General features: G+C 55.3%; 15 protein-coding genes. 6 read left to right on the top strand and 9 right to left on the bottom strand.

The genetic code is table 11. The annotated features are described in order from the left end of the window. The 5 genes from TRICHSKD4_RS24965 to TRICHSKD4_RS24985 are packed head-to-tail and all read right to left on the bottom strand — an operon-like array spanning position 1 to position 5,477. A complete protein-coding gene (locus TRICHSKD4_RS24965; RefSeq protein ID WP_009760048.1) occupies positions 1-1,164 on the bottom strand; it encodes an acyl-CoA dehydrogenase family protein in 1,164 nt (387 codons plus the stop codon). Beyond that, positions 1,164-1,970: an enoyl-CoA hydratase family protein gene (locus TRICHSKD4_RS24970; RefSeq protein WP_009760049.1), complete on the bottom strand. Its 807-nt coding sequence runs from the start codon at positions 1,968-1,970 to the stop codon at positions 1,164-1,166. Before TRICHSKD4_RS24970 ends, TRICHSKD4_RS24965 begins: the two co-directional genes overlap by 1 nt. Then, positions 1,967-2,437, bottom strand: a complete 471-nt coding sequence (locus tag TRICHSKD4_RS24975) for a MarR family winged helix-turn-helix transcriptional regulator (protein WP_009760050.1) — start codon at positions 2,435-2,437, stop codon at positions 1,967-1,969. The genes TRICHSKD4_RS24970 and TRICHSKD4_RS24975 overlap by 4 nt, the downstream gene beginning before the upstream one ends. Before the next feature lie 2 nt (positions 2,438-2,439). Next, complete coding sequence (locus TRICHSKD4_RS24980; protein ID WP_009760051.1) at positions 2,440-3,180, bottom strand: SDR family NAD(P)-dependent oxidoreductase; 741 nt, start codon at positions 3,178-3,180, stop codon at positions 2,440-2,442. After that, complete coding sequence (locus TRICHSKD4_RS24985; RefSeq protein WP_009760052.1) at positions 3,180-5,477, bottom strand: bifunctional salicylyl-CoA 5-hydroxylase/oxidoreductase; 2,298 nt, start codon at positions 5,475-5,477, stop codon at positions 3,180-3,182. Before TRICHSKD4_RS24985 ends, TRICHSKD4_RS24980 begins: the two co-directional genes overlap by 1 nt. 136 nt (positions 5,478-5,613) lie before the next feature. Between TRICHSKD4_RS24985 and TRICHSKD4_RS24990 the strand changes: the two genes are divergently transcribed. Continuing rightward, entirely contained in the window at positions 5,614-6,432 is an 819-nt protein-coding gene (locus TRICHSKD4_RS24990) for an alpha/beta hydrolase (protein ID WP_009760053.1), read from the top strand. Between the two features lie 27 nt (positions 6,433-6,459). Here the strand turns inward: TRICHSKD4_RS24990 and TRICHSKD4_RS24995 are convergent, their stop codons facing one another. Beyond that, positions 6,460-8,109, bottom strand: a complete 1,650-nt coding sequence (locus tag TRICHSKD4_RS24995) for a sulfatase-like hydrolase/transferase (RefSeq protein ID WP_009760054.1) — start codon at positions 8,107-8,109, stop codon at positions 6,460-6,462. 268 nt (positions 8,110-8,377) lie between these two features. Here TRICHSKD4_RS24995 and TRICHSKD4_RS25000 point away from each other — a divergent pair, with 268 nt between their 5' ends. Continuing rightward, positions 8,378-9,793: a multicopper oxidase family protein gene (locus TRICHSKD4_RS25000; RefSeq protein ID WP_009760056.1), complete on the top strand. Its 1,416-nt coding sequence runs from the start codon at positions 8,378-8,380 to the stop codon at positions 9,791-9,793. A 12-nt stretch (positions 9,794-9,805) separates the two neighbouring features. Here the strand turns inward: TRICHSKD4_RS25000 and TRICHSKD4_RS25005 are convergent, their stop codons facing one another. From TRICHSKD4_RS25005 to TRICHSKD4_RS25015, 3 genes are read right to left on the bottom strand one after another with little or no spacing between them, the layout of a single operon-like run. After that, the gene (locus TRICHSKD4_RS25005; protein ID WP_208993175.1) at positions 9,806-10,480 is read right to left on the bottom strand and encodes a hypothetical protein; all 675 of its coding nucleotides are present in this window, start codon (positions 10,478-10,480) and stop codon (positions 9,806-9,808) included. A gap of 55 nt (positions 10,481-10,535) precedes the next feature. After that, positions 10,536-11,702 carry an acetylornithine deacetylase gene (gene argE, locus TRICHSKD4_RS25010; protein WP_009760058.1) on the bottom strand — a complete coding sequence of 389 codons (1,167 nt, stop codon included), beginning with the start codon at positions 11,700-11,702 and terminating at the stop codon, positions 10,536-10,538. A gap of 7 nt (positions 11,703-11,709) precedes the next feature. Beyond that, positions 11,710-12,894, bottom strand: a complete 1,185-nt coding sequence (locus TRICHSKD4_RS25015; RefSeq protein ID WP_009760059.1) for a M24 family metallopeptidase — start codon at positions 12,892-12,894, stop codon at positions 11,710-11,712. A 150-nt stretch (positions 12,895-13,044) separates the two neighbouring features. On the opposite strand from TRICHSKD4_RS25015, the gene eutB reads away from it, so the two are divergent. From eutB to TRICHSKD4_RS25035, 4 genes are all read left to right on the top strand, one after another. Next, positions 13,045-14,064, top strand: coding sequence for a hydroxyectoine utilization dehydratase EutB (gene eutB / locus TRICHSKD4_RS25020; RefSeq protein ID WP_009760060.1), 1,020 nt, complete (start codon positions 13,045-13,047; stop codon positions 14,062-14,064). Continuing rightward, the gene (locus TRICHSKD4_RS25025; RefSeq protein ID WP_009760061.1) at positions 14,054-15,049 is read left to right on the top strand and encodes a cyclodeaminase; all 996 of its coding nucleotides are present in this window, start codon (positions 14,054-14,056) and stop codon (positions 15,047-15,049) included. The genes eutB and TRICHSKD4_RS25025 overlap by 11 nt, the downstream gene beginning before the upstream one ends. Before the next feature lie 40 nt (positions 15,050-15,089). Continuing rightward, positions 15,090-15,590, top strand: a complete 501-nt coding sequence (locus TRICHSKD4_RS25030; RefSeq protein WP_009760062.1) for an Lrp/AsnC family transcriptional regulator — start codon at positions 15,090-15,092, stop codon at positions 15,588-15,590. A gap of 122 nt (positions 15,591-15,712) precedes the next feature. Then, on the top strand, positions 15,713-17,197 hold the full coding sequence (locus tag TRICHSKD4_RS25035; RefSeq protein ID WP_009760063.1) for an NAD-dependent succinate-semialdehyde dehydrogenase: 1,485 nt from the start codon (positions 15,713-15,715) through the stop codon (positions 17,195-17,197). The last annotated feature ends 26 nt before the right edge of the window (positions 17,198-17,223 follow it).

Consider the following 17,223-nt stretch of genomic DNA (forward strand, 5'->3'; position numbering starts at 1 on the left):
TCATTCTCCCTGGAACGCACCAAGCGTTTGCCTTGCAATGACGATTTTCTGAACATCGGATGCGCCTTCGTAGATCCGAAGCGCACGTATTTCGCGGTAGAGCTTTTCGACAGTTTCGCCTGACCGCACCCCATCGCCGCCATGTAATTGGACAGCTTTGTCGATCACGATTTGAGCCTGTTCGGTTGAGAAGAGCTTGGCCATGGCTGCTTCGCGGGTTACGCGCGGCGCGCCACTGTCTTTGGTCCAGGCTGCGCGATAAACCAACAGGGCTGCTGCATCCACATCAAGCGCCATGTCCGCGATATGTCCTTGAACCATTTGCAGGGCGAAGAGCGGTTTTTCGCGGATTTCCCGTTTGACGACCCGGTCCAGTGCTTCATCGAGCGCCCGACGGGCAAAACCGAGCGCAGCGGCGGCGACTGTAGAACGGAATACATCCAGAACGGACATGGCGATCTTGAAGCCCGCACCGCGTTTACCAATCAGATTTGAAGCCGGGATACGGCAATCTGTGAAACGCAGTGTTGCAAGTGGGTGCGGGGCGATTGTGTCCAATCGCTCGACCACCTCAAGGCCCGGCGTGTCTGCGGGAACAATGAAAGTCGACAAGCCTTTTGCCCCCGGCGCTTCACCTGTTCTTGCAAACACCGTGTAGACGTCAGCAATGCCGCCATTTGAGATCCAGGTTTTTTCGCCATTCAAAAGGAAGTCGTCACCGTCAACGGTCGCGGTCATTGTGCTACTGGCGACATCCGAGCCGGAATGCGGTTCGGTCAAGGCAAAAGCGGCAATGGCTTTTCCCTGACGTGTGAGCGGCAGCCAGTCCGCCTTTTGGGTGAGCGTACCAAACAGGGAAATGGCGCCGGTGCCGAGCCCTTGCATGGCGAAGGCAAAATCCGCCAAACCATCATGGCGAGCAAGCGTTTCGCGGATCAGGCAAAGGGAGCGAACATCAAGCGGAAAGTCGCTGTTCGGTTCGACACCGGAGTAGGTCAGATAGCCGCCATGACCCAGTATGGTCACAAGCTCTCGACAAGCAGCTTCGGTGTCCGAGTGATCGACCGATCCAAGATTGCGTGTCGCCCAATCTTCCAGATCGTTCTGGAGCCGACGGTGCCGGTCTTCGAAAAACGGCCAATTGAGGTAGCTTGTGTCAGCCATCAGTTGCCCTCAAAAACCGGACGTCTTTTGGCAACAAAAGCCTCATAGGCGCTCTTGAAGTCTTGCGTTTGCATGCACAGGGCCTGTGCCTGCGCTTCAGCTTCAATGGCTTGTTCGATGGACATGGACCATTCCTGATTGAGCATGGTCTTGGTCATCATGTTGGCAAAGCCCGGGCCTTCCGCGATCCTCAGCGCCAACTCGGTTGCCACGCCATCCAGTTCGCCAGTCTCAACCAGCCGATTGAAAAAGCCCCAATTCAGCCCTTCTGTGGCGGACATGGATCTACCGAGATAGAGCAGTTCTGCCGCACGGCCCTGTCCGATGATGCGAGGTAGGATGGCGCAGGCCCCCATATCACATCCGGCCAAACCAACCCGATTAAACAGGAAGGCGACCTTGGCATCTGGCGCAGCAATACGCAGATCAGAGGCCATCGCGATAATGGCTCCAGCACCGGCACAAACACCTTCTACCGCTGCAATGATGGGCTTTCCGCAATTCATCATCGCCTTGACCAGATCACCAGTCATGCGGGTGAAGGTGAGAAGCTCTTTGGTGGTCATGTCCACCAAGGGTCCGATAATGTCGTGCACGTCTCCGCCGGAGCAGAAGTTGCCGCCATTGGAGCCAAAGATGACGACCTTCACGTCATCGGCATAATGCAGGTCCCGGAACCAGTCCCGTAGCTCTGCATAGCTTTCGAAGGTCAGCGGGTTTTTTCGATCGGACCTGTTTAGGGAAATACGGGCAATTCCGTCGGAAATCGTGCAGTTAAAGTGCTTTACATCTGAATGCATGGTCATCCCCGCTTGCCCTCAAGGCTGTCGGTGAGTGTGTCGAGCCGTTTGATCATCCCGAGCGTGTCGTCTTCGGTCAGATCAGAAAGGAGATTGTCGATCCATTTTTCATGGGCAGCTGCATGTTCTGCAAAGGCGGTTCGTCCGGCGTCCGTCAGCTGAACGAGGGACGCACGGCGATCACCGGGCACGGCCACCCGTTCGGCCAGTCCTTCTTGTGCCAGCCGATCAACGATCCCGGTGATGTTGCCATTGGAGACGCGGAGCAATTCAGAGATAGCACTCATTTTGAGGCCGTCGGGATAACGATAAAGCGCTGACATGACATCGAAACGGGGCAGGGTCGAACTGAAATCTTCCCGCAGTTTGCGTCGCAATTCGTCTTCAATACGGCTGCTTGCTTTCAAGAGCTTCAACCAGAGACGAAGCCGCGTTTTGGAAAGTGGTTCAGTATCCGAAGTCGGTTTGTCCATCGTCAAATCTCTCCTCCGGATAGGGCCAGTGCGTGGCCATTGACAGACCTTGCGGCATCTGAACACAGCCAAAGAGCCGTTCCGGCGACCTCATCAGTCTGAATAAAACGGTTCTGCGGATTGTTTTTCTTCAAAGCTGCTTCAGCGTCATCATTGCTCATGCCTGTCTTTGCGACAATGGTGTTGATCGACCGGGTCAGCATCGGGGTTTCAATAAACCCCGGGCAAATCGCATTGGCGGTGACGCCGCTGGTACCCAGTTCAATTGCAACTGATCGGGTCAGCCCGACCACGGCATGTTTGGCGGCAACATAGCCGGACACATAAGGATAGCCCTTCAGACCGGCGGTTGACGCAACAGCGATTAACCGACCCCAGCCGCCGGCTTTCATGCTGGGCAGGGTCGCTTGCCACAAGTTGAAGACGCCTGTCAGGTTGACGGCGAGCATCTTGTTGAGATCATCAAAAGACATTTTGGAGAACGGAACACTTTCCGCTGCACCTGCGTTGGCGATGGCAACATCCACGGGACCATGATGCTCAATTGCGGCCTGAACGGCGGATTGAACCTGTTCAACAGAGGTCACGTCGCAGACTTGATAGGCGTGTCCCTGGGCCTTCAGCTTTTCCTCGTTGCGCCCGAATATCGTGACCTTGGCACCAGTTTGGGCAAAGTCCCTGGCGATTTCAGCGCCAACGCCTGAGCCTCCGCCGGTGATGATGATGTGCTTGTCGGTCAGCATCAGACTTTCACCACGGTTTCAGCTTCACGATCTGCAAGGCGCCAAGCCTGATCCCGTCCCGCCAGATATGGAAGCGGCCAAGCTTCATGACGGTCGCCGATCTTGGCTCCTTCATGCATGGTCCAATAGGGGTTGGCGAGATGCGTGCGGCCAACACAAACAAGGTCTGCGCGCCCGGCCATCAGGATAGAGTTTGCATGGTCAGCCTCGTAGATGTTGCCGACTGCCATTGTTTTGATCCCGGCCTCGTTGCGAATGCGGTCCGAGAACGGTGTCTGGAACATCCGCCCATAAACGGGCTTGGCGTCAATGGTGGTTTGTCCTGCGGAAACATCGATAATGTCTGCGCCCGCCGATTCAAACATTTTTGCGATTTGCACCGCTTCTTCCGGGGTTACACCATCGCTACCGACCCAATCGTTGGCCGAGATGCGCACCGACATCGGCTTGTTTGCAGGCCAGACGGCGCGCATGGCTTCAAACACTTCCAGCGGATAGCGCATCCGGTTTTCCAGCGAGCCGCCATAGTCATCCGTGCGTGTGTTGGAAACGGGGGTGATGAAGGATGAAATCAGATACCCATGCGCGGCATGGAGCTCGATCATATCGAAACCGGCTCGGTCGGCCATTTCGGCTGAGGCCGCAAATTGCGCCTTGATCGCCTGCATGTCTTCAACCGAGAGTTCCCACGGAATAGCATTGTCCGAAGACCATGGAATGGCGGAGGCGGAGACAAGTTCCCAATTGCCGTCGGCCAGCGGCTTATCCATGCCTTGCCAGCCGATATTGGTCGAACCTTTTCGTCCGGAATGGCCGATCTGACAGCAAATCTTTGCTGCCGTTTCGGCATGAACAAAGTTGGTCAGGCGCTTCCAAGCCGCTTCATGTTCTGGAGCGTAAAGCCCCGGACATCCCGGCGTGATGCGACCGGTTGGTGAAACGCAAGTCATTTCCGTATAGACGAGACCTGCGCCGCCCTTTGCCCGCTCGCCGTAGTGGATCAAATGCCAGTCCGTCGGGCACCCGTCGACCGCCTTGTATTGGGCCATGGGAGAGACCACGATGCGGTTCTTCAGCTCCATGTCGCGCAGCTTGAAGGGGGCGAACATCGGCGCTCTGGTTGGTCCGTTGGTCGGTGCGCCCGCCGTTTCCTGAAACCATTTTTCTGCAGAGGACAGCCAGTTGGCATCGCGCAACCGCAAGTTTTCGTGGCTGATGCGCTGGGAGCGAGTTAGCAGGGAATAGTTGAACTGAACGGGATCAAGATCGAGATAGCGTTCAACTTCCTCAAACCACTCCAGCGAGTTGCGGGCCGCTGACTGCAAGCGCAAGACTTCCAGACGCCGCTCTTCCTGATAGCGCTCGAAGGCCGCTTCCAGCGTGTCTTCGGAATGAAGGTAATCGGCAAGGGCGATGGCACTGTCGAAGGCGAGACGCGAGCCTGAGCCGATGGAAAAATGTGCGGTTGCAGAGGCATCCCCCAGCAGGACGACATTCTCGTGATACCAACGCTCACACAGCACCCGCGGGAAGTTCATCCAGACGGCGGACCCGCGCAAATGCGCGGCGTTGGACATCAGCTCATGTCCGCCAAGGTGGTCAGCAAAGACCTGTTCGCAAGTGGCGATGGTCTCTTCCTTGGACATCGTCTCATAGCCGACTTTGTCCCATGTCTCCTGCGAGCACTCCACAATGAATGTCGCTGTGTCGGCATCGAATTGGTAGACATGCGCCCAGATCCAACCGTGCTCGGTTTTCTCGAAGATGAACGTGAAAGCGTCGTCAAATTTCTGGTGTGTTCCAAGCCAGACAAACTTGCATTTGCGCACGTCGATTTCCGGCTTGAAATGCTCGGCGTATTGTGTGCGCACGCGAGAATTGATGCCATCGCAGGCAATCACGAGGTCATAGTCTTTCTTGTAAGTCTCTACATCCTCGAACTCGGTTTCAAAGCGCATATCAACACCGAGTTCACGTGCGCGCTCCTGCAGGAGAATCAACATTTGCTTGCGGCCTATGCCCGCAAACCCATGGCCCCCGGAGACGGTCCGCACACCGTCGTGCACCACTGCGAGATCGTCCCAATAGGCAAAATGGCTGCGAATGGCTTCAGCGCTTTTCGGATCGTTTTGGGCGAGATTGTCGAGCGCGTCGTCGGACAGAACCACGCCCCAGCCAAAGGTGTCGTTGGCCCGGTTGCGCTCGATCACAACCACTTCGTGGTTCGGATCACGTAGTTTCATGGAAATTGCGAAATAGAGGCCAGCAGGTCCTCCGCCCAGACAGGCAATGCGCATGGTCCAATCTCCTCCAGGTCCATTCCATCTTGTCGATATCGGAGAGTATATGCTTCATGTTTAAATGTTTCAAGATTGAAATATCGCAATTGCGTCTATATCGTTCTATGGCTTGAAGGAGCGGGCAGGAGGCAACATGACTGACATGACCAGGATTGACTGGGACGATGCGTTTTCCAACGGGTCCTATATTGAGGGAGCCGAGGCATATGTTGATCATTGGGCCAGCAAGGCTGCCGCCTTTCGGGCAAGTCACCCATTGGCAAAACTGGATGTTCCCTATGGGGCTGGTGACCGGCAACGGCTGGATCTGTTCTTGCCCGAAGCGCCCCCAAAAGGCCTCGCGGTTTTCGTTCACGGTGGCTACTGGCTGAAGTTTGACAAATTATGGTGGTCGCATCTGGCTGGCGGGGCGCTTAGTCGTGGCTGGGCCGTTGCACTGCCAAGTTACAACCTCGCGCCAAAGGCCCGGATTTCGGACATCACTAAGGATGTTGGTGCGGCAATCTGCAAAGCTGCCTCGCTGGTCCACGGACCGATCCATTTGTCGGGGCATTCAGCCGGTGGTCATCTTGTCAGCCGAATGGCATGCGAAACCGGGCCCTTGCCCCAAGATGTTCAAGATCGGCTCAAACGGGTCGTCTCCATCAGCGGGTTGCATCACCTTGAGCCTCTTATGTTGACCGATATGAACGCTGATTTACGGCTGGATGGCGATGAAGCCCGCGCTGAAAGCGCAGCGCTGCTTGACCCGGTGTCAGGTGTTGAAACCATCTGCTGGGTCGGCGCACAGGAGCGCCCCGAATTCCTGCGCCAGAACCGTCTTCTGGAAGAACGCTGGTCACGAAAAGGCGCAACCATTTCCGCCGTCTACGATCCCGGAAAGCACCATTTCAACGTGATCAACGGACTGGCTGATCCGGACAGCGCACTGACACGGGCATTTGTGGGTTAGGGCGCCTCTCCACCTGTACGACTCTGCCTAATCAACAAACTTCTGCTTCACCTTGCCGCGGAATTTTGCGGTGAGGTCTTCCGGCACTTCGGTTCCGTCATAGAGGAAGGGCAGGATGCCGCGGCGGCCTGAGGCGCCGCGCATCTTTGCCAGATCCTCGTCCGACACCGTCACCCGCTGGGACATGCGCCGTCCCCATTCGGCAAGGCAGTCATAGAGACGGTCCATGACCTCTTTGTGGTCGGGGCTGGCTCCAAGGTCACGATATTCCTTCGGGTCTTCATGCAAGTCGAAGAGCATCGGGCGGAAGCCGCCTTCAGCGTGGATCATCTTGTAGCGACCATCAAAAATCATGAAGAGCCGCGCATCTCGGATGGAAACGCACAGTTCCTGCCGCTGGGAGGTCTGGGAATAGTTGTATTCGCTGATGGCATAGTCTCGCCATTCGGGCGTCTTGCCGTGGAGCCAGGGCAGGAGGGAGCGTCCCTCAATGATATGGTCCGGCACCTTGCCGCCCGCCGCCTCCACGAAGGTTGCAGCCATATCGATGGCTTCCACCAGCGCATCGCATGTTGTGCCCCGCGTTGCGTCGGCTTCCTTTCGCGGGTCGTAGACAATCATCGGGATCTTCACCGACGGGTCGTGGAACATGTCCTTTTCGCCCAGCCAGTGATCGCCGAGATAGTCGCCATGATCTGAGGTGAGCACGATCATGGTGTTGTCAAGCTCGCCGGTCGCCTCCAGATGGTCCAGCAGGCGGCCCAGTTGATCGTCGCATTGCTTGATCAGGCCCATATAGGCCGGAATCACCTTTTCTCGTACCTCATCACGCTGGAACGCTGATGCCACTTTGCCCTTCATGTAGGCGGCAAAGACGGGATGCGGGTTGTCGCACTCGGACGGATCGCGCGCCACATCGATCATGTCGTTTGCGGAATACATATCGTGATAAGGGGCGGGGACGATGTAGGGCCAGTGCGGCTTGATGTAGCTGACATGAGCGCACCAGGGGCGAGCGCCGTTGGCCTTTTGCTCGTCCATGAAGCGGATGGTTTCGCTTGTCAGCCACGGGGTTTCGCTGTCTTCCTCGCGAATGTTTGCCGGTTTGTCGGCGTTCTTGAACATCCACCCGGAGGCGACTTCATCGCCCTCAACCCCGGCATTGGCGTGATCCGACCATGGGTTTTCGGCCTCATAACCCCTTGATTTCAGATACTCGTTATAGGGCGAGCGCTTTTCATCATAAAAACCGTCAGGGCCTTCGCCCCACAAGCCGTCGTCCCGAATGATCGCATCAAAGCCGCATTCGGTCTGCCGCGCGCCGATCATCGTGTCGGGAGACAGGCCGAGGCGTTCCATACCCTTCTTGTCGACCTTCATATGAGTCTTGCCGATCAAAAAGCAGTCCATGCCGTTGTCACGGAGGTGATCGCCAAGGGTCATTTCGCCGACACGCAAGGGAAAGCCATTCCACATGGCCCCATGGCTGGACGTGTAGCGTCCGGTGTAAAAGCTCATGCGCGATGCACCGCAGATCGGCGACTGGCAATAGGCGTTGGTGAAACGCACGCCCATCTTTGCAACACGATCAAAATTCGGGGTCTCAAGGGTCGGGTGACCGGCGCAGCTGAGATAATCGAAGCGCAGCTGGTCATACATGATGAAAAGAATGTTCAAAATCAGTCTCCCCGTCCGTCCTTAAAACCCTCCAGGGCTTTTAAAGGTGGCGCATGTTGTTCTTCAAACAGGTATTGAAATCAAGGTGCAGACCATAGCCGCGTTCGCCTTTGACTGTCGAAATGGCAAAGCCTGAAAAGCACAAGTTATATTCAGGAAAACGCATCATTTAAAAAGTTCATTTGCCAGCGGGGTGGGAAAGGCGAAAATTTGCGTTAGGTAAGGAATGGCAGGAAAGGACTCAGGCATCGCCAACTGGAGCATATTGATGACGGACTGGACATCTCTTTTGAACAGGCGTCAGATGCTGGCGTTCTCCGGAGCCGCTTTGGCGACAGCTGCGGTGGGGCCGACCTTCCATGTTGCCCGGGCTGACGATGGATTTCTGGAAATTGCTGCAGGGCCTGCCAAAAAGAAGCTCTTGTCGGAAGGGACTGCGGAAGCAGACCTTTGGCTTTTCGGTGGAAGCCTGCTGGGACCGGAAATCCGCGTTACGGTTGGAGAGCGGGTGAAGGTGCGGCTCGTCAACAACCTTGAGGAACCAACCTCTATTCATTGGCACGGCATACGCATTCAAAACGACATGGACGGGGTCTCCGGTCTGACGCAGGAGGCCGTGGCACCGGGGGAGAGTTTTGAGTATGATTTTGTAGCCCCGGACGCCGGAACTTATTGGTATCACGCACATAATCGCAGTTGGAACCAGGTGGGCCGCGGGCTTTATGGCGCGTTGATTGTCGAAGAGGTGGTGCCGGTTTTTGATCGTGAGCACGATCTGACGGTTGTGATTGATGACTGGCGGATTCTTGAAGATGGCAATCTCGATCAGCAAACCTTTGGCAGCCTGATGGATTGGAGCCATGCGGGCCGCCTCGGCAACTTTCTAACGATCAATGGGGTTAGCGATCCCGAATTTCGTCTCAGTCGCGGCGAAAAATATCGTTTGCGACTGATCAATGTTGCGAATGCGCGTGTGATGCCGCTGAACCTTGCAACGGAAAAAACCAAAGTGCTTGCCTATGACGGTCAGTCACTTCCGGAACCGGAAGAAGGGCCGCCTGCAGAGTTTTTCCTCGGACCTGCCCAGCGCGTGGATGTGATGGTTGAGGCTGATGAGGACTTCTCGCTCAATTTTGTTGCGCGCGATGATAGTTTTCCATTTGCCCGTTTTAATGTGACTGACAGCGATGGATCTCAAGGGCATATCGTTTGGAAGCCTGCGATCTCTAATCTACCCGAACCTGACCTTGAAACCGCCAATACCTACTCGTTGGAAATGACGGGCGGGGCCATGGGGCAGATGGGGGAGATGATCTATAACGGCAAGGTTCTGGAGCGCAGCGACATGCGCGAAACCGGACAGCTTTGGGCCTTTAATGGCGTTGCAAATCTGGCGAAGGAGCCGTTCTTCTCCGTTCAGAAGGGGGAAACCGTTGTAATTGACTTGACCAACAACACCGCCTTTGAACACGCGATGCATACCCACGGCCATCATTTCCGCATTGTTGAACGGGAAGGAGCCGAAGCTGATGAGAGCGCATATTGGCGTGACACGTTTCTCATCCTTCCGCGTCAGCGGGTGAAAATCGCATTTGTGGCCGACAATCCCGGCAAGTGGTTGTTCCACTGCCATATGCTGGAACATGCCGCTGCTGGCATGAACACCTGGTTTGAAGTGGTGTGAGACGCCGAAAGGCTATTGAACCGGGATTTCCCGAAACGCTGTTTCTAGCTTTTGGGCGAAGGCCAACTTCGATATCTCGCCGGGCAGGCTGGCATGAGCTGCAATGTTGATCTGTCGGTCTTCGCCAAGCAGGGTCAGAAACTGGTTGATGGCTTCAATGGCATTCAATGAGACCGGTTCGATCAACATGATGGCATGAGCCAGCACAGAGCTTTGTGTTTTGTCTGCTTTTCCGCGCCGGATGCGCATGGCGGTGCCCGCGAATTTCAGCCCGTTTAGTTGCACATTATATTCGCCATCACAAAAAGCCCCGGGTTGCCAGCCACGACTGGCCCCATCGCCCAGCGTCTTTTCGATCGGCGTGCAGAGTTTGTCGTATTCGCGTTTCAGGTCAACGGCTTGACCCGGCTTAGTGGCGTAGACGTGCGTGATGTTCAAAATGCCAGCACCTTGCGGTGTCACGTCGCCGCCGGTGCTGCGTAAATTGATCGGCCATCCCTTGGCTTTCATCTCCTCGACACTGTCCGCAAACGTTGCCTTGGTGCTGAGGCTTTTTGGTGAGACCAGACACTGCGGACTTTCCCAGAGCCAGACATGCCGATGCGACGGGTTCTGGCTGACATCCTCAAGATGGTCCAGTTCCCGTGCCAGCGCCTCGCCAGCGTCCAGAAAATCAATCTTGGTCAAAGTCTCAGTCCTGTCCCATGCATCAAGCATCGATCCCGTTAGCTTGCTGTATGGTCTATGTCAGGCGTTCGCTCAAGCCTTCCAGCATATCGAGACATTTGCTGAGCTGGTCGATGCTGATGAATTCATCTGGCTGATGGGCTTGTGCGATGGAGCCGGGGCCGCAGACGACAACCGACATGCCACATTCCTGGAACAGACCCGCTTCGGTTCCGAAAGCCACCACCTCGCAATGCTCATGCCCGGTGAGTGCGCAGACTATATCGCGCGCCTCATTTTCGTCCACGACCTGTAATCCGGCGACCTCGCCAACAACTTCTGTGGTGATACTGGCGTCCGGATAGACCTTCTGCATTTCCGGTAGAAGCGTATGATCACAATAGTGGGAAAGCACGCTTTTGACGTCCTCGCCGTCTTTGGGATCAACAGGCCGCATTTCCCATTCCACAGCGCAATTGCGGGCCAATACGTTTCGCGCCAGACCACCTTCAATCCTCCCAACTTGCACCGTGGTCCAAGGGGGATCAAAACGGTTCGCGGAAGGGTGTTGACGGGTTTTCATCTCATTGCCGACATCCAGCAATTTTGTGATGTATTGGGCAGCGAAATGGATGGCGTTGACGCCTTTGTCCGGCTCAGAGCCGTGGCCGTCGGTGCCACAAAAATGTGTCGTGTATTCATAACAGCCCTTGTGGCCCTCAATCACACGTAGTTCTGTCGGTTCACCAATGATTGCGACAGATGGCTTGATGCCAAAATTCGGTAGTTCCTCCAACAGATGACGTGCGCCAAAGCAACCGACTTCCTCATCATAAGTGAATGCGAAATGGACAGGGCGCTTGAGGTCTAGGCTCGCATAGTGCGAAGCCATGGCCAGACAGGCGGCGATAAAGCCCTTCATGTCGCAGGTACCGCGCCCATAAAGCAGGCCATCATCCTCGCGTAGCTCAAAGGGATCGCTGGTCCAGTCTGAGGCTTCAGCGGGCACCACATCAGAATGCCCTGACAAGACAATGTCTCCGTCTATATCCGGACCAAGAGTGGCAAACAGATTGGCCTTTTTCCCACAAGGAGACACGATTACCTTTGTCCGCGCCCCGGTCTTTTCCAGAAGCGATTTGGTATAGTCGATCAGGTCCCGATTGCTGTCGGCAGACACGGTGGGAAAGGCGATCAGGTCTGCGAGGATCTGCTTTGTATCGTCGATTGCTGAATGGGGCATAATCACCTTAGGTCTTCACATGCAGTTCACGCGGCTTGCTGCAGAAGGTTTCTGCAGGACCGCTTTCTGTAATGAGAATGCTTTCCGTGATTTCCATACCCCAATCATCCATCCAAAGGCCTGGCATGAAGTGGAATGTCATGCCGGGTTGAAGGATAGTCGTGTCTTCATCGCGAATGGAAACCGTGCGCTCGCCCCAATCCGGCGGATATGAGATGCCAATCGGATAGCCAGCACGTGCACCACGCTCAATGCCGGCGCGCTCCAGTGGTCCTGAGAGGGCACGGTAAATATCCCCAGCGGTGTTTCCTGCCCGTGCCGCATCCAGTCCCGCTTCAAGACCTTCGACAAGCGCCTGTTCTGCATCGCGCATGAACTTGGGTGGTTCACCGAGGAATACCGTTCGACAGAGTGGAGCGTGATAGCGGCGGTAGCAGCCGGAAATCTCGAAGAAGGTTGCTTCGCCGGCCTGCAGAACCTGCCCATCCCATGTCAGGTGTGGGGCAGCAGCTGATGATCCGCTCGGCAGGAGAGGAACAATCGCCGGGTAGTCGCCCCACGCATCATCCAGCCCACGCAAGGCATCCGCATATATTTCAGCAACCAGATCAGCTTTGCGCACGCCGGGGTCGGCGCGGTAGTAAATGCCGTCCATGATCTTTTCTGAAATGCGGGCGGCCTTGCGCATGAAGACGATTTCTTCGTCCGACTTGATCCCGCGCTTCCAGTTCACAAGCGATGTAGCATCCACAAATACAGCATTTGGGAGTTCCGCCTGTATCGTCAGGAAGGCTTTGGCAGAGAAATAGTAGTTTTCCAGCTCCACCCCGATCCGCTTGTTGGCGTATCCCTTGCGCGAGAGGATCGCGGAGAGATCCTGCATGGGGTGACGAACGGTGGATTGCACAAAATTGTCGGCATAAAAATGCACGTGATCGTCGGACATCCAGACCGTGCGTTTCGCACCGTTGGAATCCTGACCGCGACCCCACCAGATTGGCGGTTCGTCGTGAAAAACAATTACGCCCTGATGGACATAAAACGACCAACCGTCATAACCGGTCAGCCAGTTCATATTCGACGGGTCTTCGATAAACAGCACATCAATGCCGCGATCAGCCATCTCTTGACGGACAATCCTTAAACGTCTTTCATACTCAGCCATGCTGAATGGCAAATCATGACCCGGCATGTTCGACTTCTCTCCCCGAACTGATTTGAGATCGGCTCACCCTGCATTGAGAAACTTGCCTATTTCAAGGGGGGGTCGTGTCGAAAATAAACTATGCCGGTTCCGCGTCAGGGGTGACGTGTCCACCGGTAGATCAAAACTGGGGGAACCGTGACGCATCGCACTGACATCACACTGGCTGATATATTGAAAGCACGCCAAACCATTCGGGGCAAGGTGATGGAAACCCCGCTCTTGCCCTCAAGGTTTCTGTCTGAGCGAGCGGGAGTACCCTTTTTCCTGAAGATGGAAACGATGCAGCCCACTGGAGCCTTCAAACTGCGCGGGGCGACGAATGCTGTGTTGAATGTTGCGAGCGGCACACAGGCGGTCACCTGTTGTTCTACGGGCAATCATGGACGCGGCGTTGCGTATGCAGCTCGGGCCAGCGGTATGAGATCCGTCATCTGCATGTCTTCACTTGTTCCCAAGATCAAGATTGATGGCATTACGGCACTTGGTGCTGACATTCGCATTGTTGGGACCAGTCAGGACGACGCGTTGGCGGAAAGCCTGCGCTTGTGTGAAAGCGAAGGCTGCGTGGAGATTTCGCCCTTTGATGATCCGTTTGTGATTGCAGGTCAGGGGACCATTGGTCTGGAGATGATTGAACACCAGCCAGACCTGGAGACTGTTCTAATTCCTTTGTCTGGCGGCGGACTTGCGGCCGGTGTGGCGTTTGCGCTGAAAACCGCCAAGCCATCCATAAAGGTGATTGGCATTTCGATGGATCAGGGTGCAGCTATGGATGCGTCTCTCAAAGCTGGCAGGCCGGTTGAGGTCACCGAGGTGCCGAGCCTTGCTGATTCGCTTGGCGGCGGGATCGGGCTTAACAACAAGCTCTCTTTTGCCATGTGCCGTGATTTGCTGGATGACGTTGTGCTGGTCAGTGAAGAAGAAATCTACCGGGCCATGCAGGTGCTTTATTACGAGGACAGTCATGTGGCTGAAGGCGCGTGCGTTGTTGGGATTGCCGCCCTTCTTGCGGGTAAATTGCCAAAATCAAATGGCCCGATTGGCACCATCATCACCGGACGAAATGTGGATATGACCCAGTTTACAAAGGTCATGACGGGTCAGGATATTCAGCTCGGGGAGCGGATTGTGAAAGGGCAAACCTATGGTGCATGACATTCAAGTCGTGACCGAGCAGCAGTTGCGCGGCGCTGTTCATCTGGACCTTGCAGCTATTGATTGCGTGGAAAACGCTTTTGCGAAACTTGCGTCTGGAACCGTCGTGATGCCGCCGGTTCTTTCTATGGCGTTGAGAGAGACCAACGCCGAGGTGGACGTAAAAACCGCTTATGTTCCGGGTCTTGAGGGATTTGCCATCAAGGTCAGTCCGGGTTTCTTCAACAATCCCTCCATTGGCTTGCCCAGTCTCAACGGGTTGATGATCCTGTTTTCTGCAAAGACCGGCATGGTGGAAGCGGTTTTCCTCGATAATGGCTATTTGACGGATGTGCGCACAGCTGCCGCTGGGGCCGTCGCTGCCCGCCATTTGGCACCGAAATCTGTCATGACGGCTGGCGTGATGGGCACGGGTGTGCAGGCGCGCTTGCAGTTGGAAGCCGCTCGTCTCGTGCGTCCGTTCAAACAGGCGCTAGTTTGGGGGCGCTCCAAAGAAAAAGCTGAAGCGACCGCGAATGATTTGGAAAAATGTCTTGGGATCCCTGTGTCTGCAGAGAGTGATCCGGAAAAGCTGGTGCGGGAGAGTCAGCTGGTTGTGACGACGACACCGGCGACGACACCCATTCTCAAAGCCGATTGGTTGCATGAGGGGCTGCATATCACCGCAATGGGGAGCGATCAGGAAGACAAGAACGAATTGGATCCGGCGTGTTTTTCAAAGGCCGACCTGACGGTGTGCGACCGGATTTCGCAATGCGAGGTGATGGGTGAACTTCGCAGTGCTCTGAGCAGTGGCATGATCAAAGAGACTGGGGAAATTGCCGAAATCGGGCAGGTGATTGCAGGAACACATAATGGACGACAGAGTGAATCCGATATCACCTTATGCGATTTGACGGGCACGGGCGTTCAGGATACCGCTATTGCAACCTACACCCGTACTCTGCTTGCCGGATCAAACGTTGTAACGACGATAACCGTCTGATCCATGTGTTTGATATTGGACAGCTATTCTGGACGACTTGATGTTTAAACTTGATGACAGAGACCTACAGATTCTGAAGGTTCTGGCAAAGGAAGCTCGTATTTCAAAAGCCGATCTCGCCAAGCGGATCAACCTTAGCCCAAGTCCGTGCTGGAAGCGGTTGGAACGGCTGGAAAAGGTAGGCGTCATTGAGGGCTATAACGCTCAGATTTCGCTGAAAAACATTGCGCCGCATGTGACCGTGTTTGTCACGATCGAGTTAGAGCATCATCGTACGACCTATTTTCAGGCTTTTGAGGTGCTCGTGCAAAAGCGTCCTGAAATCACCGCGTGCTGGGCGCTGGGCGGGGGGCTCGACTATCTGGTTCAGATCGTCACCAAGGATATCGATGCCTATCAACGGCTGATGGATGATCTTCTGGATCAGGGAATCGGCATTGTGCGCTACTTCACCTATGTGGTGACAAAACCGCTCAAGGGGCCTGCTATTTTGCCACTTGAGGACCTGGTTGCAATTTCCAACGACGAATCGTCTGTCTAAAGCAGAAAATTAGAACGAAATGATCAGTTTGTAACCGCCGAACTGATCATTTCGTTCTCTGGTTCGGACTTAGCCTCTTCTCATCGCCACCTTGAGTGGCACACATCGATTGGAGGCTGACCATGCACGAGCTGACGCCGCTGGCGACATCTGCCTTTTCCCAATTGTCCAATAAACATCTTATCCGCCAGTTCGGATATGTTGATGGGCGCTGGATTGCAGGCGAACGGCAGGATGATTTTGCCGTTACAGACCCTTCTGACGGGAGTTGGCTTGGCGATGTTGCGGCCATGACTGCTGTGCAAAGCATTGAAGCGGTGACAGTTGCTGACCGTGCCTTTGGTGCATGGTCTGCGTTGCTGCCGCAGGCCCGTGCCGATTATCTGGAAAAATGGCATGCGCTGATTTTGCAGAACAAGGAAGATCTTGCTATTTTGATGTGCCGGGGGCAGGGGAAACCCTTGTCCGAGGCGCGTGGCGAAATCGATTATGCTGCGTCGTTCGTCAAATATTACGCTGAAGAAGCCATCCGTCCGAACATTGAAGGGGTCACCTCGCATCTTGCAGATGCTGAGATGGAAGTCTGGCGCGAGCCGGTTGGTGTCGCGGCGCTGATTACCCCGTGGAATTTTCCTTCTGCCATGATTACACGCAAAGCAGCAGCTGCGCTGGCGGCAGGATGCACGGTGATTGTTCACCCGTCCGCTGAGACCCCGTATTCAGCGCTGGCATTGGCCGAACTTGCAGATCAAGCCGGGTTTCCGGCTGGTGTCTTCAATGTCTTGCCGGGGTATGCGCCAGAGATTGTCACACCCTGGACGGAAGATGCCCGTGTTCGCGCGTTATCTTTCACCGGATCAACGGAAATTGGCCGTTTGCTCTATCGCCAGAGCGCATCAACCATCAAACGCCTCGTGCTTGAACTGGGCGGTCATGCACCGCTGTTGGTGTTTGATGATGCCGACATTGACCGTGCAGCCGGATTGGCTGTTTCCGCAAAGTTTGCCACATCCGGTCAGGACTGTCTGGCCGCAAACCGCATCTATGTCCAAGAAGGGGTTTATGATGCGTTTTGCGAAGCCTTTGCAGAGAAGGTCTCGAAACTGACCCTTGGGCCGTGGCATGAAGACCCGGATATTGGTCCATTGATGAATGAGAAAGCGGTGGCCAAGCAGGAAGCCCATGTGGCGGATGCAGTGGACCACGGAGCCCGCGTCTTTCTTGGTGGGCAGCGGCAAATGTCGGGCTCGCTTTACTTTCAGCCGACGGTTTTGGCTGATGTTCCCGATACAGCGGCAATCATGCGGGAAGAAACATTCGGGCCGGTTGCTGGGATCTCGCCTTTCAAGAGCGAAGATGAAGTTCTGACGCGGGCCAATGATAGTGAATATGGACTTGTTGCTTATCTTCATACCGACGATCCGCGTCGCATTTATCGACTAAGCCGGGGTCTCGCCTACGGTATGGTTGCGGTCAATCGCACCAAGGTCACCGGGGCGCCGATCCCCTTTGGCGGGATAAAACAATCCGGCATCGGACGAGAAGGCGCCCGCTTCGGGATGGAAGCCTTTATGGATGTGAAATACGTTTGCCGGGACTGGGCGTAACACCCGCCGGTCTGAATTGAAAGAGG

It is taken from the genome of Roseibium sp. TrichSKD4 (assembly GCF_000148725.1).
In the GTDB taxonomy this organism is placed as follows: Bacteria; Pseudomonadota; Alphaproteobacteria; order Rhizobiales; family Stappiaceae; genus Roseibium.